The organism is Ruminococcus sp. 1001136sp1_2201st1_G3_2201SCRN_220225, from assembly GCF_040924365.1.
GTDB lineage: Bacteria > Bacillota > Clostridia > Lachnospirales > Lachnospiraceae > Blautia_A > Blautia_A faecis.
Map to the genome: position 1 here is coordinate 1 of NZ_JBCOME010000014.1, position 20,168 is coordinate 20,168.

The 20,168-nt window shown below is 45.5% G+C and carries 16 protein-coding genes, 7 tRNA genes and 1 pseudogene; 7 read left to right on the plus strand and 17 right to left on the minus strand.

The genetic code is table 11. From position 1 onward, the window contains the following. Positions 1-318 (minus strand): annotated as a pseudogene (locus tag AB5642_RS06435) (AI-2E family transporter); the annotation flags it as partial. 249 nt (positions 319-567) lie between these two features. Further along, positions 568-654, minus strand: coding sequence for a DUF6783 domain-containing protein (locus AB5642_RS06440; protein ID WP_368371506.1), 87 nt, complete (start codon positions 652-654; stop codon positions 568-570). Between the two features lie 43 nt (positions 655-697). Here AB5642_RS06440 and ilvB point away from each other — a divergent pair, with 43 nt between their 5' ends. The 3 genes from ilvB to AB5642_RS06455 all read left to right on the plus strand — a co-directional run bounded on the left by ilvB (position 698) and on the right by AB5642_RS06455 (position 3,970). Further along, positions 698-2,416, plus strand: coding sequence for a biosynthetic-type acetolactate synthase large subunit (gene ilvB / locus AB5642_RS06445; protein WP_148461747.1), 1,719 nt, complete (start codon positions 698-700; stop codon positions 2,414-2,416). Between the two features lie 19 nt (positions 2,417-2,435). Beyond that, entirely contained in the window at positions 2,436-2,948 is a 513-nt protein-coding gene (ilvN, locus tag AB5642_RS06450) for an acetolactate synthase small subunit (RefSeq protein WP_118579761.1), read from the plus strand. Positions 2,949-3,016: 68 nt separating this feature from the next. Further along, a complete protein-coding gene (locus AB5642_RS06455) occupies positions 3,017-3,970 on the plus strand; it encodes a DMT family transporter (RefSeq protein WP_202031446.1) in 954 nt (317 codons plus the stop codon). An 82-nt stretch (positions 3,971-4,052) separates the two neighbouring features. Here the strand turns inward: AB5642_RS06455 and AB5642_RS06460 are convergent, their stop codons facing one another. The 6 genes from AB5642_RS06460 to hflK form a co-directional block, all read right to left on the minus strand. Then, on the minus strand, positions 4,053-5,963 hold the full coding sequence (locus AB5642_RS06460; RefSeq protein WP_118579764.1) for an ABC transporter ATP-binding protein: 1,911 nt from the start codon (positions 5,961-5,963) through the stop codon (positions 4,053-4,055). After that, the gene (locus AB5642_RS06465; protein WP_237925656.1) at positions 5,960-7,717 is read right to left on the minus strand and encodes an ABC transporter ATP-binding protein; all 1,758 of its coding nucleotides are present in this window, start codon (positions 7,715-7,717) and stop codon (positions 5,960-5,962) included. Before AB5642_RS06465 ends, AB5642_RS06460 begins: the two co-directional genes overlap by 4 nt. 23 nt (positions 7,718-7,740) lie before the next feature. Beyond that, complete coding sequence (locus tag AB5642_RS06470; protein WP_237925655.1) at positions 7,741-8,241, minus strand: MarR family winged helix-turn-helix transcriptional regulator; 501 nt, start codon at positions 8,239-8,241, stop codon at positions 7,741-7,743. 190 nt (positions 8,242-8,431) lie between these two features. After that, positions 8,432-8,704 carry an acylphosphatase gene (locus AB5642_RS06475; protein WP_195392020.1) on the minus strand — a complete coding sequence of 91 codons (273 nt, stop codon included), beginning with the start codon at positions 8,702-8,704 and terminating at the stop codon, positions 8,432-8,434. A 62-nt stretch (positions 8,705-8,766) separates the two neighbouring features. Then, positions 8,767-9,630, minus strand: coding sequence for a protease modulator HflC (gene hflC, locus AB5642_RS06480; protein ID WP_330638288.1), 864 nt, complete (start codon positions 9,628-9,630; stop codon positions 8,767-8,769). A gap of 38 nt (positions 9,631-9,668) precedes the next feature. Continuing rightward, positions 9,669-10,619: an FtsH protease activity modulator HflK gene (gene hflK / locus AB5642_RS06485; RefSeq protein ID WP_195392019.1), complete on the minus strand. Its 951-nt coding sequence runs from the start codon at positions 10,617-10,619 to the stop codon at positions 9,669-9,671. Positions 10,620-11,204: 585 nt separating this feature from the next. On the opposite strand from hflK, the gene AB5642_RS06490 reads away from it, so the two are divergent. From AB5642_RS06490 to AB5642_RS06505, 4 genes are all read left to right on the plus strand, one after another. Continuing rightward, positions 11,205-11,882 (plus strand): response regulator transcription factor, encoded by a 678-nt coding sequence (locus AB5642_RS06490; RefSeq protein ID WP_195392018.1) that lies wholly within the window; start codon positions 11,205-11,207, stop codon positions 11,880-11,882. After that, positions 11,875-12,774 carry a sensor histidine kinase gene (locus tag AB5642_RS06495; RefSeq protein WP_368371500.1) on the plus strand — a complete coding sequence of 300 codons (900 nt, stop codon included), beginning with the start codon at positions 11,875-11,877 and terminating at the stop codon, positions 12,772-12,774. Before AB5642_RS06490 ends, AB5642_RS06495 begins: the two co-directional genes overlap by 8 nt. Before the next feature lie 134 nt (positions 12,775-12,908). Then, positions 12,909-13,580 (plus strand): ABC transporter ATP-binding protein, encoded by a 672-nt coding sequence (locus AB5642_RS06500; RefSeq protein ID WP_272105113.1) that lies wholly within the window; start codon positions 12,909-12,911, stop codon positions 13,578-13,580. Positions 13,581-13,595: 15 nt separating this feature from the next. Beyond that, a complete protein-coding gene (locus tag AB5642_RS06505) occupies positions 13,596-16,241 on the plus strand; it encodes an ABC transporter permease (protein WP_368371501.1) in 2,646 nt (881 codons plus the stop codon). 152 nt (positions 16,242-16,393) lie between these two features. On the opposite strand, the gene ade is transcribed toward AB5642_RS06505, so the two are convergent. The 9 genes from ade to AB5642_RS06550 all read right to left on the minus strand — a co-directional run bounded on the left by ade (position 16,394) and on the right by AB5642_RS06550 (position 20,061). Then, a complete protein-coding gene (gene ade / locus AB5642_RS06510; RefSeq protein ID WP_148461756.1) occupies positions 16,394-18,091 on the minus strand; it encodes an adenine deaminase in 1,698 nt (565 codons plus the stop codon). Between the two features lie 253 nt (positions 18,092-18,344). Continuing rightward, positions 18,345-19,103, minus strand: a complete 759-nt coding sequence (locus tag AB5642_RS06515; RefSeq protein ID WP_195392065.1) for an RNA polymerase sigma factor region1.1 domain-containing protein — start codon at positions 19,101-19,103, stop codon at positions 18,345-18,347. Positions 19,104-19,404: 301 nt separating this feature from the next. Next, a tRNA-Leu gene (locus AB5642_RS06520) sits at positions 19,405-19,485 on the minus strand. A gap of 62 nt (positions 19,486-19,547) precedes the next feature. Continuing rightward, a tRNA-Lys gene (locus AB5642_RS06525) sits at positions 19,548-19,620 on the minus strand. A gap of 8 nt (positions 19,621-19,628) precedes the next feature. After that, a tRNA-Gln gene (locus tag AB5642_RS06530) sits at positions 19,629-19,700 on the minus strand. Positions 19,701-19,709: 9 nt separating this feature from the next. Further along, positions 19,710-19,783, minus strand: a tRNA-His gene (locus AB5642_RS06535). Positions 19,784-19,788: 5 nt separating this feature from the next. Next, positions 19,789-19,862, minus strand: a tRNA-Arg gene (locus tag AB5642_RS06540). Positions 19,863-19,882: 20 nt separating this feature from the next. Further along, positions 19,883-19,953 (minus strand) — tRNA-Gly (locus AB5642_RS06545). 33 nt (positions 19,954-19,986) lie between these two features. Beyond that, positions 19,987-20,061: transfer RNA gene (locus tag AB5642_RS06550), tRNA-Pro, on the minus strand. Positions 20,062-20,168: the final 107 nt, after the last annotated feature.

Genomic DNA, 20,168 nt, shown 5'->3' on the forward strand with positions numbered 1-20,168 from the left:
CAGTACTACAACGAGAATCGCCAGCACCACCAGAACAATGGAAAAGATCAGGCTCACCGGTCTTGCAAATTTTGCTGCTGCACGTCCCCTCCTGTCTTCTTTTTCCTTTGCTTTTCCAAAAACATGCCGCTCAATAAATGCCATAGGTACATTCAGCACAAACGCCATAGCTCCACCCAACACAAATGGCAGAAGAAGTCCCCACACAATTTTCACATACTTCAGCACCACATCCAGATTCTGCACTCCCAGATACAGAAGCACTGAAAAAGCGATCAGCCACCTTATCTTTTTCATATTTTCCTTATTTAGTTCCACTATTTTCAACCTCCTCCTTTCTTTCTCAGTACACTTTTGTTCTGCATATCTTACCACAAAATCCACTTTTTGACCAGTTATCCCTTTCTTTTTCCCATCTCTTTTAATTCAACGTGTTACTGTTCCCTCCGTGACCAGTAACACGCTTCGCGATGCAAAAGAATCATGCTTTGCATGATTTCGCGCCGCAATTCTCTGGTTTTCTGTGAACTTTATTGACACTTTTCCACGTTAACGCTATAATATTGATTAAATATCGTTTGCTCTAGAGCGTGTTTGAAAAAGGCTTTCTGCAAGATGTGCGTCACAACTTGTGGGAGATTTTTTTATAATTATATTGTGGGGTTTTTCCCCGGCGAAAAGGAGGTATCTTCACTAAATGAAACAGATATCAGGCAATAAGCTGCTGGTAAAAGCACTGAAAGAAGAAGGTGTTGAGTACGTTTTCGGTTATCCCGGAGCATGTACCATTGATATCAGCGATGAATTATACAAACAGGATGATGTCACCGTAATCCTTCCACGTCACGAGCAGGCACTGGTTCACGCAGCCGATGCTTACGCACGTACCACTGGAAAAGTTGGCGTATGTCTTGTAACAAGCGGTCCTGGTGCTACCAACCTTGTCACAGGCCTTGCTACAGCCAATTACGACAGCGTTCCTCTGGTGTGCTTCACCGGTCAGGTAGCACGTCATCTGATTGGAAACGATGCATTCCAGGAAGTTGATATTGTAGGAATTACCCGCAGTATTACCAAGTATGGAGTCACTGTACGCAACCGTGAAGATCTTGGACGTATCATCAAGGAAGCCTTCTATATTGCACGTACCGGACGCCCTGGACCGGTTCTCATTGACCTGCCCAAGGATGTAATGGCTGAACTGGGCAGTGCAGAATATCCAAAGAACGTAAATATCCGCGGCTACAAGCCAAACACCAGTGTCCATATCGGACAGCTGAAACGTGCGATCAAAACACTTTCCAAGGCAAAGAAGCCTCTCTTCCTGGCAGGCGGCGGAATCAATATTTCCCATGCCAATAAGGTATTCCAGGAAGTAGTGGAAAAGACCGGTGTTCCGGTTGTAACTACTATTATGGGACGAGGTGCAATCCCTACCAACCATCCGCTTTTTATCGGAAACCTTGGCATGCACGGTGCCTATGCAGCCAATATGGCTGTAAGCAACTGTGACGTACTTTTTTCCATTGGAACACGTTTTAACGACCGAATCACAGGAAAGCTTCATGAATTTGCCCCTAATGCCCAGATTATCCATATTGACATTGACACGGCCTCTATTTCCAGAAACATCCAGGTAGATATTCCAATCGTTGCAGATGCAAAAGATGCCCTTGCAAAAATGTCCGAATACGTTTCCGACTATGCCAGCAAAAAATGGAACAGTGAGATAAACAGCTGGAAGCAGGAACATCCTCTTGTAATGCGTCCAAATGACAGATTAAGTCCGGTTGACATCATTAACCAGATCAACTGCCAGTTTGAAGAAGCCATCATTGTCACGGATGTCGGACAACACCAGATGCTGGTTTCCCAGTATGCTGAGATCACACCAGGCAAGCAGCTTGTTATGTCCGGGGGCCTTGGTACCATGGGATACGGTTTTCCTGGTGGTGTAGGAGCAAAGATCGGTAATCCGGACAAACCGGTTATCGTTATTTCCGGCGACGGTGGAATGCAGATGAATATTCAGGAATTTGCCACAGCTGTTCTGGAAGAGCTCCCACTGATTCTTTGTGTATTTAATAACGAATATCTTGGTATGGTTCGTCAGTGGCAGAAGCTTTTCTATGGCAAACGCTACAGCATGACCAATCTTCGCTCCGGTGCCCTTTCCCGCCGTACAAATGGCGAGGAATACCCGAAATATACACCGGATTTTGTAAAGCTGGCAGAAAGCTACGGTGCCAAAGGGATCCGGGTTTTCAATAAAAATGAGGTTGCCGCAGCCTTTGAAGAAGCAAAGAAAAATACCAAAGTTCCGACCCTGATCGAGTTCATCATTGATCCTGAAGAAATGGTTTATCCGATGGTAAAGCCTGGCGGAACACTGGAAGATTTAATTATGGATTGTTAATTAACAGGAGGTTTATCCAATGGCAGATAAAGGCATGAAAAAAAGATGGATTTCCCTCTACGTAGAAAACCAGGTAGGTGTTCTGTCCAAGATTTCCGGACTTTTCTCCGGCAAAAGCTATAACCTGGACAGCCTCACCGTTGGTACTACAGAGGATCCTACCGTTTCCCGAATGACCATCGGAACTGTAAGCGACGATGAAACGTTCGAACAGATCAAGAAACAGCTGAACCGAATGGTAGAAGTCATCAAAGTTATTGATTTCACCAATATGTTCGTCCGCATGAAAGAGATTCTTTACATCAAGGTTTTTAACTGCTCTTCTGAGGACAAAGTTGAATTATTCCAGATTGCTGAGACTTTCAAAGCCAGAGTCATTGATTACGGTAAAGACAGCCTGCTTCTGGAATTCGTACAGACAGCGACCAAAAATGATGCAGTTGTCAAACTGATCAAAGAAGAATTCGGCCGCATCGAAGTAGTCCGAGGTGGAAGTGTAGGAATTGAATCCATCAGCATGATGGAAAGATAATTTAAACGATGATGCCCCTCCTGTTAAAGGAGGGCATTTTTGTAAATTTTACGAGGGGATAATTCATTATGAAAAAACAACAAATACCATTAAAAAATTCACTGCTTCTCCTTTTGACAGCAACGATCTGGGGAATCGCCTTTGTAGCACAAAGTGAGGGCGGTGAAGCTGTCGGCCCTCTCACTTTCAATGCCACAAGAAACATTATCGGTTCTCTGGTGCTGATCCCGGTTATTTTACTGCTCAATAAAATAAATCCACAGAGCAATTCAGCTGATTTCACAGAATCCGACAGACAGCCAATGGCATCCAGCGGTTCAAATCCATTTTCCCGCAACAAAACCTTAATTGCCGGCGGCATAATCTGCGGTATCTGCCTGTGTCTTGCTTCCAACTTCCAACAGTTTGGCATCCAGTACACCTCCGTTGGAAAAGCAGGTTTTCTCACTGCATGCTACATTATCATCGTCCCGATCCTTGGACTTTTTATGAAAAAGAAATGCAGTCCTTTTATCTGGGTTGCGGTTGTAATGGCACTGATTGGTCTCTATCTGCTTTGCATCACAGACGGCTTTTCCATTGGAAAGGGAGACTTTCTGGTCCTGATCTGTGCTTTCCTGTTTTCCCTGCACATTCTGGTCATTGATTACTTTTCACCAAAGACAGATGGAGTAAAAATGTCTTGCATCCAGTTTCTGGTCTGCGGAATCCTCACTGCTATCCCAGCCATAATTCTGGAGCATCCCAATCTTTCTTCATTCAGTGGTGCCTGGGGCGCTACTCTCTATGCCGGCGTTATGTCCTGCGGTGTCGCCTACACCCTCCAGATCGTGGGCCAGAAAAATATGAACCCAACCGTAGCCTCCCTGATTCTCAGTCTGGAATCCTGCATCTCTGTCCTCGCCGGCTGGATTATCTTAGGACAGAAATTAAGCACCCGGGAAATCATCGGTTGTGTGGTAATGTTCGGGGCTATCGTTCTTGCCCAGCTGCCGCAGAAAGAAACTGCCAGTGAAAAATAACACGCTCTAAATCTTCCAAAACCCAAAGTAAGAGGTAACGCTTGAACCTTCCAAACGTTACCTCTTACTTATTTCCCCCATATCACCCATTATACAGCTGATAATATTTACCTTTCTGCGCAATTAACTCATCATGAGAGCCTCTCTCAATAACACGTCCCTGCTCCAGAACCATAATACAGTCACTGTTTCTGACTGTGGATAACCTATGTGCAATTGCAAATGTAGTTCTGCCTTCCATCAGCTTATCCATACCATCCTGTACAAGCTTCTCTGTACGGGTATCAATAGAGCTGGTAGCCTCATCCAGGATCAGAACCGGCGGATCTGCTACTGCCGCCCTGGCGATTGCAAGCAGCTGTCTCTGTCCCTGGCTTAAATTAGCACCATTATTGCGAAGCATAGTATGATAACCATCCGGCAGTCTTCGGATAAAGCCATCCGCATTCGCCAGCCTGGCAGCTGCAATAACTTCCTCATCTGTGGCATCCAGTTTTCCATAACGGATATTCTCCATAACGGTAGCAGTAAACAGATTAGTATCCTGAAGAACGATACCCATGGAACGTCTCAGATCACCCTTTTTGATCTTATTTATATTGATGCCATCATAACGGATCTTACCATCCTGAATATCATAGAAACGATTCAGAAGATTGGTAATTGTCGTCTTACCGGCACCCGTGGAGCCGACAAATGCAATTTTCTGTCCTGGCTTCGCATACATCTTCACATCGTGAAGCACGATCTTGTCATCACGATATCCGAAGTCAACGCCATCCAGAACAATATCACCTTTCAATTCGATATAATCTGTTTTGCCAGTGGCTTTGTGAAAATGCTTCCATGCCCAGCGTCCTGTACGTTTCTTGGACTCAACCAGCTTACCATTCTCTTCTTTCACATTTACCAGGGTCACATATCCGTCATCTACCTCCGGCTTCTCGTCCAGAAGGTCGAAGATACGCTTCGCTCCGGCAAGTGCCATAACAATACTGTTAAACTGCTGGCTTACCTGGTTGATCGGCTGGCTGAAGCTCTTGTTAAAAGTAAGAAAACTTGCCAGGCCGCCAAGAGTAAATCCACCCACACCATTTACTGCCAGCACGCCGCCAACAATGGCACACAGCACATAGCTGATATTCCCAATCTGTGCACAGGTAGGCATCAGCACGTTTGCAAATTTATTGGCATTATTCGCGCTCTCAAACAGCTGGTCATTCAGCTCATTAAACTTCTCAAGGCTTTCTTCCTCATGGCAGAATACCTTTACAACCTTCTGGCCTTCCATCATTTCCTCGATGTAACCATTTACAATACCAAGATTCTTCTGCTGCTCCATGAAATACTTGCCGCTGAGTCCTGCAAGATTCTTACTTGCCACCAGCATCACTCCAACCATGACCAGAGTCACGATGGTAAGAGGCACATTCAAAATAATCATACTTATCAATACACTGACAATGGTGATCACACTGGAGATCAGCTGTGGAATACTCTGGCTGATCATCTGGCGCAGTGTATCAATATCATTGGTGTAGATAGACATGATATCGCCATGTGCATGTGTATCAAAATATTTAACAGGAAGTGTTTCCATGCGCTCAAACATCTCATTTCGAAGATTGCGTAGGGTGCCCTGACTGACATAGATCATCAGACGGTTGTACGTATATGTGCACGCCACCCCAATTGCATAAAAACAGGCTACACGAAGAATTGCCATTGCAAGAGGATGGAAATCCGGAGTCTCAGATTGAAGCATAGGCATGATATACTGGTCAATCAAAGTCTTCATAAACATGGTTCCCTGCACATTGGCAAGAACACTTACCACAATGCCGATCACAACTACAATAATATGGATCCTGTAGTTCTTAAAAATATACCCCATCAGTCTTCCAAGCATCTTGCCCGGATTCTCTACCATAGGGCCTGAACGGAAGGCTGCCCCGCTGCGGCCTGGCTTCTTTATCGGTCTTTCATTGCTCATGCCTGCTCACCTCCTCTATTCTCATCAAAATCTCCACCACCCTTTATCTGTGAATTATAAACCTCCTGATAAATGGCATTGGTTTTCATCAGTTCCTCATGAGTTCCAAATCCGCTGATTTTTCCCTCATCCATGACAATGATCCTGTCCGCACTCTGAATACTGGAAATACGCTGTGCAATGATCAGCTTGGTAGTATCCGGAATTTCTTCTGCAAAAGCTCTTCTGATACGTGCATCTGTGGCAGTATCTACCGCACTTGTGGAATCATCCAGAATCAGTACTTTGGGTTTCTTAAGAAGAGCTCTGGCGATACACAGACGCTGTTTCTGACCGCCGGAAACATTGGTTCCGCCCTGCTCAATATAAGTATTGTATTTGTCCGGCATTTTCTCAATGAAGTCATCCGCACAGGAAAGCTGACACGCTCTGCGGCACTCTTTCTCCGAAGCCTCTTTATTTCCCCAGCGCAGATTCTCCAGAATGGTACCGGAAAACAGCACATTCTTCTGAAGTACAACTGCTACCTGGTTACGCAGACTATCCATATGGTAGTCACGCACATCCACGCCGCCAACTTTCACTGATCCGGAGCTCACATCATAAAGACGGCTGATCAGGTTTACCAGACTGGACTTGGCACTTCCGGTTCCACCGATAATACCAATAGTTTCTCCTGCGCGGATAGAAAGATTGATATCCTTCAGCACCGGCTCCTTACTGTCCTTCTTATAGCTGAAATCCACATGATCAAATTCAATACTTCCGTCTGCAACTTCCATAACCGGATCCTGCGGATCATGAAGATCTGCTGTTTCATTGATAACCTCAGTTACACGCTCTGCACTTGCTGCGCTCATGGTGACCATAACAAATACCATGGAAAGCATCATAAGGCTCATAAGAATATTCATACAATATGTAAGAAGACTCATCAATTCACCTGTAGTCAGACTGCCGCCAACGATCATATTCGCACCCAGCCAGCTGATTCCAAGAATACATGCATATACTGTAAACTGCATAACCGGCATATTCATAACTACCAGTTTCTCAGCTCTTATAAACATTTCGTAAACTTTATTGCAGGCTTTCTGAAACTTAGTGGTCTCATATTCTTCACGTACATAAGCCTTCACAACGCGGACTGCGCTGATATTCTCCTGCACGCTGGCATTTAAATCGTCATATTTTTCAAATACTTCCCGGAAATACTTAGTCGCCTTTTTCATAATAAATACGAGAAAACATCCAAGAAAAATAACGGCAATAAGGTAAATGCTGGCAACCCTTGCATTGATCATAAACGCCATCGCCATGGCACAGATCAGACTGGCCGGGGCACGGGTACACATACGCAGGATCATCTGGTATGCATTCTGCAGGTTGGTCACGTCTGTAGTCAGACGTGTGATCAGACTTGCAGTACTGAACTTGTCAATGTTTGAAAATGAAAATGTCTGAATGTTCGTATACATTGCTTTACGAAGATTACGGGCAAAACCGGAGGATGCGTATGCTCCGTATTTTCCCCCAAGAATACCGGTAACAAGTCCTGCAACAGCAAGAAGCGCCATAATGGCACCCTTTCTGTAAAGATAACTGATATTACCGGCTTCCACACCGTTGTCGATCATATCTGCCATTACAAGAGGAATCATTGTCTCCACCACAACCTCCAGTATCATAAATACCGGTGTGAGGAAGGAGGCCTTCTTAAACTCCTTTACCTGGGCAAGTAATGTCTTTATCATCAGGTTCTCCCCTTTCTTTTTTGTTAGTTTTCATCCCGCAGACAGCACTCTCTTTGGGCATTTTCCCGGATCATGTCCAGAACTTCCAGGAAGCATTCCAGTTTTTCCTGGGGAATATCAGACTTTAACACATCCTGGATCCTGTCAAAATTCTCCATAATTTCCATCTGAAATTCCATCCCCTTTTCCGTAAGCACCAGACGCTTCAGTCTGGCATCTCTTGGAATAGGTTCTCTGGTAATAAGCCCTTTCTTCTCCATTGCCTGAAGGATTCCTGAAGCAGTAGAACGCGCCATCTGAAATTCTGCTTCCAGGTCTTTCTGGAAAACAGCCTCTTCTGAATGTCGGTACAGATAACCAATGATCCACCCCTGCATGCGGTTAATTCCGGCTTTTTCATCCACCTTGGACTGATACGAATTCACCAGACGCCCAATTACCTGATTGAGAGTACGAACCTCATACCCTATTTGCCGTTCCGCCAGGCAGCACTCATCAAGACCCTTTTTTTTCTTTTTTTCCATATTTCCCTTCTTTCATATACTTCCATGCAAAAATAGTTCATATGCAAACTGTTCGGATTCGAACTGTTCGTGTACGAACTAATTATAAGGGGCATGTTTCTGAATGTCAATCCTGTTTTTCAATATCTGCTTTGCTATTTGCTCAAAAAAATACCAGAAGCAAAATTCCCATTGCTCCTGGTATCCCTTTTCATTTCGAATAAAAGCTCCACTCGCTTTCATCCACAGGCAGGTCTTCCATCTGATAATTCTCAATCCGGATGAAACTTCCCATCTCGATTTCCTGAATCATACGCTCAATTCCGGAAAGCTCTCCCTGAACTTCCATTTCCACTCTGCCATCCCACAGATTATCCACCCAGCCGGTAAGATCATTGGCTCTCGCCGCATTTTTTGCACGGTAACGAAATCCAACACCCTGCACCTGCCCGGAAAAATATATGTGCTTTCTCACTATCGCCATCTTTTGTCACTCCTTATGTTCCTTATGATATACGTCAATGGCGGCAGATGCAAGAATTTTTATTATTTTCCCTCAAAAATCTGAGCAATAGGGGAATCCGATGACAAAATAACGGTCTTGTTTTCTCCTTGCATAGAAGTTTTCAGGGCTTCAAGGCTTCTTACAAAGGAATAAAATTCACTTCTCTCATCTTCCCCATAAGCCTGGGAAAGAATTTTCATATATTCCTGTTCCCCTTCTGCTTTCAAAATCTCAGCCTGCTTCTTCGCATCTGAAATCTGAATGGTCACTTCCTTATCCGTCTTGTTCTGGATTACTTTTGCTTCTGAATCACCTTCTGCTTTATATGTAGCAGCAATATTATCACGCTCTGAGATCATTCTCTCATACACAGCTGCCTTATTATCGTCCGGCAGATCCAGCTGCTTTGTTTCAAATTTAATCAGCTCTATTCCATATTGTTTCATATTATCTCCAATGGCTTCCATCACCATATCCGATAATTCTCCGTCACGGCTTGTGATCACTCTGTCCTGGGAAAGACTGCTGATCACATTTTTTGTGGCATTATATACAGCCGTATTAATTCGACTCTCGCTGTTTTCCAAAGAAGAGTTCAGAGTCTGTGCAAATTTAAGGGGATCTGTGATTCTCCACAAAACATAGCTGTCACTGATCATGGTTTTCTTGTCCTTGGTAATCACATCAGATGCTTCCAAATCGTATAGTAATGTTTCCTTTGGTAAAGACTGTGTTCTTTCTATCAATGGAATTTTAAAACTGATTCCCGGTTCGCAGATCACTCTGTCAACTTTACCAAACTGACGGATCAGCTTGTATTCATTTTGCTGGGTTATGGTTATGGAAGAGCCGATTATTACGGCTCCGAGAATGCCTGCTATAAATGCCGCTTTTTTCATTTTCATAATTTTTTTATCCTTTCTGTCAGATACTTACCTTAACTTCACTTAGTTTCTTCATTTGTATCGTCTGCTGTTTTCCAGTCTCCGGCAAAAGAATCCAGCGGCAATATCTTTTCCACGCCACTTCCGTTGTCAATCACAATCTTCATACCAGGTAACACATCTTCCATGGTTTCATAGAACATTCGCATTTTTGTGGTCTCCGGATTCTTCACATATTCCTCATACATTGCATTAAATCTTGCCACCTCAGCTTCTGCCTCATTGATCCTCACCTGTTTTTGTGCCTCCGCATCCTGAATAATCTGGTCTGCCTGGGCTTGCGCTTCGGGAAGCTTTTCGTTCCTGTATTTATTGGCATTGTTAAGCGCCGTTTCCTTTCCCTGTTTTGCAGTTTCCACTTCTTTAAACGCTTTCATCACTTCTTCAGTAGGCGGCTCAGAATCCTGTATTGTTATGTTAACCAATTGAATTCCCAGATCCTGTTCCTCCATCTGATTCAAAATCATCTCTTTGATTTTGCTCTGGATTTCTCCTTTTCCGGTGGTCAGAACCTCATCCACGTTATAGCTTGCTATCACAGTTCGGATACAGCTCTGCGCAATATTTTTTAAAATATCTTCCGGCTGCTCAGAGGTGTAAAGATATTTTACAGGTTCTGAAATTCGATATTCTACAAAGAAATCCACATCAATAAAATTATAATCAGAAGTGATCATGATTCCTTCATTTTCCACCACCGCATTGTTCCCCATACTGTATCCTATTGGAAATCCCTGAATCGTGGTATTTACCTTCTGCACCTGCTGTACAAAAGGGACTTTGAAATGTAATCCCGTTTCAGTCACTGCCTTTGGCACTCCAAAGGTTGTGAGTACTGCCTGTTCCTGCTCCTGAATCTGGTAAGTTGCATCCAGAGCCAATCCCCCTGCCGCTATAAGCCCGGCAGCACCGATTGCCAGATATTTCATTTTTCCATTTCGCTTACTCATTTTTCTCCTCCATCTCTTTTACCAACAATAGTTTTCAAAAAGGGAGAATAAAAAAAGACTTTTATCCCAGGCACTGTCATAATGCCTGAAATAAAAGTCTCGCTGATTATCTCATAATGCGGGTAGTTTCATCTACCGTTCTGACGCATTTATGCACCATTCAGAAAAAACGGAATTCCATTTATCTCTTCATGGCCGCTACTCCCTTTTCTTTGAGCGATATCATATCATAAGTATTCATGAAATTCAAGATGTTTTTTATATTTTTTCACTTATCTTAGCTTCCACGCCCATAAATCCCCATTCCCGCCGTGATTGGCAGGTGTTTGACTCTTTCTACTATGGTTATGCCGATTTTTCAAAAAACAGGACAACTTTTCAGAGAATATGGATTTCTTTACATTAGCATGATACAATTAAGAAAGTAAAAAAACGAGACAGCAGAGATCATCCGGCTTGCTGATTGGGATACAGTGAAAACAAACAAATTTACAAACAGAGCAATAGCCTATCTTCTGAACTGTGAGAACGAAAAATTGCCCAAGGAAATAATGGTGGCATTTGAATAACGAGGGAGTGAGATATATGGAGCAATTACTGATTGTTGAAGATGATATCGGTTTGAATCAAGGCTTATGCAAAGCACTGAAAGCAGATGCTCGGCAGATCATTTCCTGCCAAGACCTAAAAACGGCGAAGGAACAGCTGCTTTGCGGCGGTGTATCCCTGATCCTGCTGGATATCAATCTGCCGGATGGCAGTGGGCTTGAGCTACTCCGGGAGGTCAAGGAAAACACACCCTATATTCCTGTTATTCTGCTGACTGCCAATGACACCGATCTGGACATCGTAGACGGACTGGAGAGGGGCGCTGATGATTACATTACCAAGCCCTTTTCTCTTTCGGTTTTGCGGGCAAGGGTGAATACCCAACTGCGAAAGCAAGCGTCAAACCAAAAAAATGCGCCGTTCCATATGGATCTATTTCACTTTGACTTTGAGGCTATGACCTTTTATGTGGGAGATTCAAAAGTGGAATTGAGTAAAACCGAACAAAAATTACTGCGTCTGCTTGTTGAAAATCGTGGTCGAACCATGACCCGTGGAGACCTTGTCGACCGGATCTGGACAGATGGCGCAGAATATGTGGATGAAAATGCTTTGTCTGTTACGATCAAGCGTCTGAGGGATAAGCTTGGTGCACAGAAATACATTAAAACCGTCTATGGAATCGGTTATAGCTGGGTGATAAAAGATGAATAAAGCCGGCATTGTGATCCTGCTGCTGTGTTTTCTGGCGGCGGCAGCTATTGTATTATGTGAGCGGAGAAAGGCCAGAAAAACGATGAAAGAAATCGAAAGGATGCTGGACGCTGCCATGACCGGCTCCTTTTCTGAAACCAATTTTGATGAAAGCCAGCTGTCTGCTTTGGAAACAAAGTTTGCACACTATCTTTCTGCCGCAGAAGCATCTTCTCGAAATGTAGCGCAGGAAAAAGACAAAATCAAAACCTTGATTGCAGACATCTCCCACCAAACAAAAACGCCAATTGCAAACCTGCTGTTATACAGCGAGCTTTTGATGGAGGAAACTCTGCCTGCATCGGCGAAGGCAAATGTGGAGGCGCTGTACAAACAATCGGAAAAGCTGCGATTTCTGATCGATTCTCTCGTAAAGCTTTCCAGACTGGAAAACGGGATCATTTCACTCTCCCCTCAGCAAGCAGCGCTGCAGCCGCTGCTTGAAAGCGTAGTAGAACAATATACTGCCAAGGCTTCTGAAAAAGGATTGTCTTTGCGACTGCAAGATACCGATGCTTTTGCTGTATTCGACTTCAAATGGACAGCGGAAGCGCTGGCTAATATCGTAGACAACGCCATCAAATATACAGAGCATGGCACCATTACTATTTCTGCCGTAAGCTATGAAATGTTTTCAAGGATCGATATATCGGATACCGGTTCGGGCATTTCGGAAAGTGAGCAAGCGAAGATATTTGCTCGCTTTTACCGCTCAAATAGTGTGCAGAAGCAAGAAGGTGTGGGCATCGGCTTATACCTTGCCCGACAGATCATATCCGGCGAGGGCGGTTATATCAAGGTTGCTTCCGTTCCGGGAAAAGGAAGTACGTTTTCCGTGTTTCTGCCGAAATAACAACAATTCCATCAAAATTGTTAGATTTCATTTTCCGCCGGAAAGAATGTGGAAAGAATCCTATGCGATAATCTGTATGTATAAAGGATCATTTCCTTTCATACATACAGATTTTTTCATGGAGGTACTCATTTATGGAGGTTTTACAGGCAAAAGCCCTGAAAAAGATTTATGGCTCCGGCAATAACGCAGTTCATGCGTTGGATGGAGTTGATTTAAGTGTAAAGAAGGGCGAATTTGTTGCAATTGTAGGCACATCCGGCTCCGGAAAGTCTACCCTGCTGCACATGCTGGGCGGGCTGGATCGTCCTACAAGCGGCACAGTCATGGTGGACGGACAGGATATTTTCTCCCTGAAGGATGAAGCCCTGACCATCTTCCGCCGCAGGAAAATCGGCTTTGTGTTCCAAGCATATAATCTGGTTCCGGTGCTGAATGTGTATGAAAATATTGTTCTACCCATTGAGCTGGACGGCGGCAAGGTCAACAAGGATTTCGTACAGCAGATCGTGCAGACCCTTGGGCTGGATGAGCGCCTGGATGCGCTGCCCAATCAACTCTCCGGCGGTCAGCAGCAGCGTGTGGCAATCGCCCGTGCGCTGGCGGCAGCACCCTCTATCATTCTGGCAGATGAACCGACAGGTAATCTGGATTCCAAAACCAGTCAGGATGTATTGAGCCTTTTGAAAGTCACCAGTCAAAAGTTCGCTCAGACAATCGTAATGATCACCCACAACGAAGAAATTGCGCAGATGGCAGACCGCATTATCCGTATCGAAGATGGTCGGATCGTCTCCCAGAACTAACGGGAGGTAGTTACGATGAATGTCAAAAACAGAAAATGTATTCGGAAGCTCAGCTTAAAGTCTCTTTATGCGAACCGCCGCCGCAATCTGATCGCCATTTTTGCCATTGCGCTGACAACGCTGCTATTTACGTCCATGTTCACCATTGTCTTGTCGTTGAACGCCAGTTATGAAACCTACCAGTTTCGGCAGGTAGGCGGCTATGCACACGGTACCTTTAAAGATGTTTCCCCCGAGCAGGCGGAACGTATCGCTGCCCACCCAAAGGTGAAGGCTGCTGGGGCACGGAAGGTGATCGGCATCACGGTGGATGGTGTCTTTTCCAAAACCCCTGCAGAGATCAGCTACATGGATGCCGACTGCACCAAATGGAGCTATGCCACCCCCACTACCGGGCGGATGCCCGAAAGCGGCAAAGAGGCGGCCATGGATACGGCAGCATTGCAGCTGCTTGGCGTGACGCCGGAGCTGGGCGCAGAGGTCACGGTTTCCTATTCCATCACGGACAAAGATCAAATCGCCTTTGCTGTAACGGACACCTTTACGCTGGTGGGCTATTGGGACTATGATGAACTAATGCCTGTTCACTACATCAACATCAGCTGTGATTACGCAGATGACATCGAAGCGCAGGCAGTGAAAACTGGGTTACAGCCTTTCCGCACCGATTTGAATGTCATGCTGGCTTCCGGCACAAACATTCAAGGGCAGATGGAGCAGGTGGACACCGATCTTGGCTACACATGGGACAGCTATACCGATCCCAACAGTGTCCGAATCGGCGTCAACTGGGGATATACCTCATCCCAGCTGGAGTCGCAGCTTGATCCGGAACTTGTGCTCGCCATAGCGGCTTTTTTGCTGCTGGTGATTTTTACCGGGTATCTTATCATCTATAACATTTTCCAGATCTCTGTTGCGGGGGATATCCGGTTTTACGGACTTCTGAAAACCATTGGCACAACGCCCCGGCAGCTCAAACGCATCATTCGCCAGCAGGCACTTCTGCTTTGTCTGATCGGCATTCCGGCGGGGCTGCTGCTGGGCTACGGCATCGGCGCTGTTCTGGTACCTGTTGTCTTGCGCTCCACCCAGTTGGAGGTTGGCATCACCACCATCAGCACCTCACCTGTGATCTTCCTTGGTTCCATGCTGTTTGCCCTGTTGACGGTGCTCTTGTCCTGCTCCAAGCCCGGAAAAATGGCAGCCAGGGTCTCTCCAGTGGAGGCTACCAAATATACGGATGTAATACAGACTAAGAAAAAACAGCGCAGCACCCGGGGAGCCAAGCTCCATCAGATGGCCTTTGCCAATCTGGGACGAAACAAGAAAAAGACGGTGCTGGTGGTGGTGTCTCTGGCACTGTCGGTGACACTGTTCAATGCGCTGTGTGCCTTTGTGGGCGGCTTCAGCATGGAGAAATATGTGTCCTCCATGACCTGCGCCGATTTTATCGTCAGCACGCCCGACTATTTCCGTTACAACCCGGCAGATGAATTCATCACGCCAGAACAAATCGAAGAGATCGCAGCAAACACAAAGGCCAATCTTTCCGGCACGGGATATGCTGTACGAAAACCCGCATACCTGTGGATGACGGAAGCTGCTCTGCGGCAGGACTATGCAAGATACGAAAGCGCCGAGCAGTTGGACAGCCATATGAGCCGGCTGGATCACCGGGGCAATATGGTGATGGGAGATACCAGGATCGAGGCTCTGGATAACAGTCTGTTTGACAAGCTGCAAGTGTTCGACGGAGATATTTCTCCTATGCTGGAGCCGGACAATAACGCCATTGCCATTGCGGTTTCTTTGGATGATTACGGCAATCTGCCCAATCTTGAATACTACCCAAAGGTGGGAGACACGATCACGGCTACCTATGCGGATGATGTGAAATATATTGACAGCCGCACAGGGGAACTCTGCAACGAAGATACACCGGAGGAGTACCTTCAGACAAAATTGTATGGAGCCAGAGATGTAGAGTACACGGTCTGCGCCTTGGTAGAACTTCCGTATTCCATGGGTTATCGTTATGGTGGTATTGGATATAACGCTGTTTTGCCTGTGGACACCGCACAGAGGGACAGCGGTGGTGCGGCCATTCCGATGCTCTACCTGTTCGACACAGCGGACGAAGCTGACGAGGCCGAAGCAGAGCAATATCTATCGAAGCTCACTGCCGGTGAGTTTTCGCCCTTGATGTATGAAAGCAAGGCCACGGCTCGCTCTGAATTTGCTCAGTTCCGGCAGATGTTCCTTCTGATAGGTGGTATCCTCTGTGCTATCATTGGGCTGGTGGGACTCTTAAATTTCTTCAACGCCATGATGACCGGTATTCTTTCCCGCCGCCGTGAATTTGCTGTGCTTCAGGCTGTAGGAATGACGAACCGGCAGCTCAAAACCATGCTGATCTACGAGGGATTGTTTTACGCAATGTCCTCCGTAGCGGTGGCTTTTATTCTGTCGCTGGCGGTGGGACCTCTTGCAGGAAAAATGCTGGGCAGTATGTTCTGGTTCTTTGAGTATCGATTCACCATTCTGCCTGTCCTGCTGACAATTCCGGTATTTCTTCTGCTGGGGTGGCTGATTCCTTGCATGATGTATGACAACGCAGCGAAATGCAGTGTTGTAGAGCAATTAAGGGATGCTCAATAACTGTTAAGCAAAAAACGGCCCTCTGCCAATGAAAAGGCAGAGGGCTGAAAATCTACGGGTTTATATTCCGTCACAGTTTTTAAATAGGTTTCGGGGTTTCGTTCAAAACAAGACAACCGTCTCGTGTATTGCACTCCCGCAATCCTGGTATCTTATAAAAACTTCCACGCTTCCACATCAAAAACGCCTCTTGGTGTAATTCGGATCTGCGGAATAACCGGCAAAGCCATAAAGGACAGCGTAATAAACGGATCATGACCGTCTTTCACACCCATTTCATGAGCTTTATGGATCATTCGCCCAAGAGTCTCATTGTCTTTCTCAAAACCATTATCACTCATCAGTCCCATTACAGGAAGGGCAAGAGTGTCAAATACTTTATGATTCTCTACGATCGTATAGCCTCCCTGAGTACGCATCAGTTCCCGCACAGCAAGCTCCATGTCCTCATCATTATCTCCGATCACAATAATATTATGGGAATCATGGGATACACTGGACGCAATTGCTCCACCACGGATACCAAAACCTCCGATCACGCCACAGCCGATTTTCCCCGTCATCTTATGACGTTCTACAACTGCAATCTTCTGATAATCGTCATCGGACTGGAATTTGCAGGGACCATCCCCTGCTTTCAGAGTTCCCTTTCTGGTAGTAATCTGTCCTTCTTCTGCCAGAATCACCGGAAAGATTCCATCTGCAGACTCCAGCTGAAATGCCTCTCTGGAAAATTCAGCCACATGCACTGTATTTTTCAATTCAGGGGCACACGGCTTTATAACAATCTTTGCATTTTTATCTACCAATTGCCCTTTAAAGTACACATCTTCTATGGTCACACTGACAAGATCCGAAAGAACCAAAAGATCTGCCTGTCTGCCGGGTGCCACTGCCCCCTTGTCTTTCAGTCCATAACAATTAGCTGCATTGATGGTTGCCATCTTAATAGCGGACACCGGATTCATGCCAAGGCGGATAGCTTTTCGCACGTTATGGTCAATATGCCCTTCCCGCTGGATATCCTCAATATGCTTGTCATCTGTGCAAAAGCAGAATCCGTCACCATTCATGTGTCTCTGTACCAGACCGCCCACAAGTGCCTCAAGATTTCGGGCAGCACTGCCTTCCCTTACGAGAATGGTAAGGCCGTTCCGCCGTTCTCGCATTGCATAATCAAAGAAGCTGCACTCATGGTCCGTAGCAATCCCTGCCATGGCATATGCCTGAAGATCTCCCTCTTCCAGAAACGGAGCGTGGCCATCACGGATTCTGCCCTCAAACAGTTCTAGCTTGTCATGCATGCTTTTCTCGCCCTGTACCACAGAAATGCTGTCCATTACTTCTCCAAGTCCAAGAATCCGGCTGTTATGAAGGTAAGGAACCATATCTTCAGCAGTAAGAGTGCATCCATTATCATCAATGGCAGTAGCAGGAACACAGGATGGCATCATCACATATACATTTGCTTTCACATCTTCGGTTTGATCCAGAATATAATCAATTCCTGCCAAACCGGACACATTGGCTGATTCATGGGGATCCACGATAAAAGTAGTGGTTCCGTGCCTGGAGGCAGCTGTTACCAGTTCAGCCGGTGTAACCAGTGTAGATTCCAGATGAAGATGGCTGTCAATAAATCCCGGACATACATATCTGCCGGCCAGATCACGTTCTTCTTTCCCATGGAAGCTTCCAATTCCTGCTATAATCCCATCCTGTATGGCAATGTCTCCGCGGATGATCTCTTCCGTAAAAACATTCACAATCCTCGCATCCTTCAATACCAGGTCTGCCTTTTCCAAACCTCTTGCAATTCTGGAATACTGCTGATATTTTTCCAAATTCATATATATCCTCCTTTCATTTATCAAATAATATTTATTGTACGCAAAAATATTTTGATTATTATTTATGATAGTAACACTTGTACAGTGAAATTTCAATGTAAATTTCAAAACATCCAGAAAAGACAAAAAAACACCAGAGATGATTTTTACTTTTAAATCACCTCCGGTGTTTCCATCAATTCTGCAGCATTGTTTTCATTTCCGACAGGATAGCCTTATCTCCATAATTTTCCCGGAATTTCACTTGCCATAATTATTTATCGTCTCCTGTAAGACGCAGAATATCCCTGATCTCATCCACATTCATATCGAGAATAACCGCCAGCTCATCAATGGTAAAACGGTTCTCCCCGTCATCGTCCGTCAGATCCTTCACTGCCGATTCCAGTTTCTCCACCTTTGTTACCAGACAATCATCCTGGAATTTCTGCTGTGTCTGCTCCTCAATGGCAGCGATGATTCCCTTGCGAAGCTGAAGACGTAGCCAAGCATCATCTTTACGTTCTGTCTCCGGGTCGGAAAGAGCCGTAAGCAGCACCACATTCGCCTCCTGAATCAAATCTGCAAGTTGAATCTCTGTACAGTTCATATCTGCGGCCATATTTGCCGCTACCGGCAGATAAATGCTGGTAAGAGCTGCCTCTGCAATGGCATCCCCATCTGCCAGATTCTCAAACAATGTGTGAAGCATCTCCGAACTTACTTCCTTACCGTTGCTTACCTCTGCCAGGTAATCCTTCAGATATGCTTCTTCCTCTGAAGTAAGCGGGGTGCTGGTTCCTTTTGACTCCGGTTCCGTCTCACCCACTTCCTCTGTCTCCACCGGGGCAGTGTCTCCCTCTATCATAATTCCCTGCAGTTTCAGATACTGCAGTACCTTTAACATCTGACTGGTCTCAAGATCAGTACTTGCAAAATGCTCCCGAATCTGCTCATGCGTCAGCATATTTCCATTCTGCTTTCCAAGCTCACAAATATTCCTTAATTTCTCCTGAAACTGAATAACGTCCATATTATTCCTCCATGCTTCTTCGTTGTGTAAACTATAACAAATCCGTCCTGTAAAATCAAGGCATTACTGTTCACTCCGTTCACAGTAGCGCGCTTCGCGATGCACAGAAAGACGAACCTTCTTGTGACAAGCACAAGAAGTAGCGTTTGCTGCGCAAACTTAACTCTCGGGTTTTCTGTGAACTTTGTTCACAAAAAACACCTCACGGAACGTTACCAGTGAACAGCAACAAACAAATTAAAAAAATGACCCAGATCTAATTTTCATCTCGAAAATCCGATCCAGATCATTCCTCATTTCCTGCGGATGACAGGACTTGAACCTGCACGTCGTAAACACCAGAACCTAAATCTGGCGCGTCTGCCAATTCCGCCACATCCGCATATATATTATTTAAAAAACCGGAATGCCCTAATCATAAGGCTTCCGGTTCTCATTCGCAAGTGAAGCATCGGGGATTCGAACCCCGGACAACTTGATTAAAAGTCAAGTGCTCTACCAACTGAGCTAATGCTCCATATAGGACTGGGCTAGCTGGATTCGAACCAGCGAATGCAGCAGTCAAAGTGCTGTGCCTTACCGCTTGGCGATAGCCCAAAGGCAAAGGGTGGATACAGGGATTCGAACCCTGGGCCTCCAGAGCCACAATCTGGCGCGCTAACCAACTGCGCTATACCCACCACAGCGTGTCAGAAGGGATTCGAACCCCCGACCCACGGCTTAGAAGGCCGTTGCTCTATCCAGCTGAGCTACTGACACATATCTCTCTTCATCAGAGAAGCGGGTGATGGGAATCGAACCCACGTATCTAGCTTGGAAGGCTAGTGTTCTACCATTGAACTACACCCGCATTTACGCTGAAACGGTAATGTTGTTACAGCAGTCGGGGTGACAAGATTCGAACTTGCGGCCTCCTGGTCCCAAACCAGGCGCTCTAGCCAAACTGAGCCACACCCCGATGTCTTACAACATCATTTCTATGAAGTTGTCGTTCCTTGTGCTCTCAAGAATTTCTTTTCTCTCGATCAAGGCAAGAGTTATTATATTATATGGTCTCCCATTTGT

What these genes read in the sequence shown, in the direction of transcription:
- hflC (WP_330638288.1), bottom strand. Translation starts at nt 9,630, where the DNA reads ATGAAAATGAAAAAAGCGGCATTTATAGCAGGCATTCTCGGAGCCGTA.
- AB5642_RS06470 (WP_237925655.1), bottom strand. Translation starts at nt 8,241, where the DNA reads ATGGAAAAAAAGAAAAAAAAGGGTCTTGATGAGTGCTGCCTGGCGGAA.
- ilvB (WP_148461747.1), top strand. Translation starts at nt 698, where the DNA reads ATGAAACAGATATCAGGCAATAAGCTGCTGGTAAAAGCACTGAAAGAA.
- AB5642_RS06505 (WP_368371501.1), top strand. Translation starts at nt 13,596, where the DNA reads ATGAATGTCAAAAACAGAAAATGTATTCGGAAGCTCAGCTTAAAGTCT.
- AB5642_RS06515 (WP_195392065.1), bottom strand. Translation starts at nt 19,103, where the DNA reads ATGGACGTTATTCAGTTTCAGGAGAAATTAAGGAATATTTGTGAGCTT.
- AB5642_RS06460 (WP_118579764.1), bottom strand. Translation starts at nt 5,963, where the DNA reads ATGAGCAATGAAAGACCGATAAAGAAGCCAGGCCGCAGCGGGGCAGCC.
- AB5642_RS06495 (WP_368371500.1), top strand. Translation starts at nt 11,875, where the DNA reads ATGAATAAAGCCGGCATTGTGATCCTGCTGCTGTGTTTTCTGGCGGCG.
- AB5642_RS06475 (WP_195392020.1), bottom strand. Translation starts at nt 8,704, where the DNA reads ATGGCGATAGTGAGAAAGCACATATATTTTTCCGGGCAGGTGCAGGGT.
- AB5642_RS06500 (WP_272105113.1), top strand. Translation starts at nt 12,909, where the DNA reads ATGGAGGTTTTACAGGCAAAAGCCCTGAAAAAGATTTATGGCTCCGGC.
- AB5642_RS06490 (WP_195392018.1), top strand. Translation starts at nt 11,205, where the DNA reads ATGGAGCAATTACTGATTGTTGAAGATGATATCGGTTTGAATCAAGGC.
- ade (WP_148461756.1), bottom strand. Translation starts at nt 18,091, where the DNA reads ATGAATTTGGAAAAATATCAGCAGTATTCCAGAATTGCAAGAGGTTTG.
- hflK (WP_195392019.1), bottom strand. Translation starts at nt 10,619, where the DNA reads ATGAGTAAGCGAAATGGAAAAATGAAATATCTGGCAATCGGTGCTGCC.
- ilvN (WP_118579761.1), top strand. Translation starts at nt 2,436, where the DNA reads ATGGCAGATAAAGGCATGAAAAAAAGATGGATTTCCCTCTACGTAGAA.
- AB5642_RS06455 (WP_202031446.1), top strand. Translation starts at nt 3,017, where the DNA reads ATGAAAAAACAACAAATACCATTAAAAAATTCACTGCTTCTCCTTTTG.
- AB5642_RS06465 (WP_237925656.1), bottom strand. Translation starts at nt 7,717, where the DNA reads ATGATAAAGACATTACTTGCCCAGGTAAAGGAGTTTAAGAAGGCCTCC.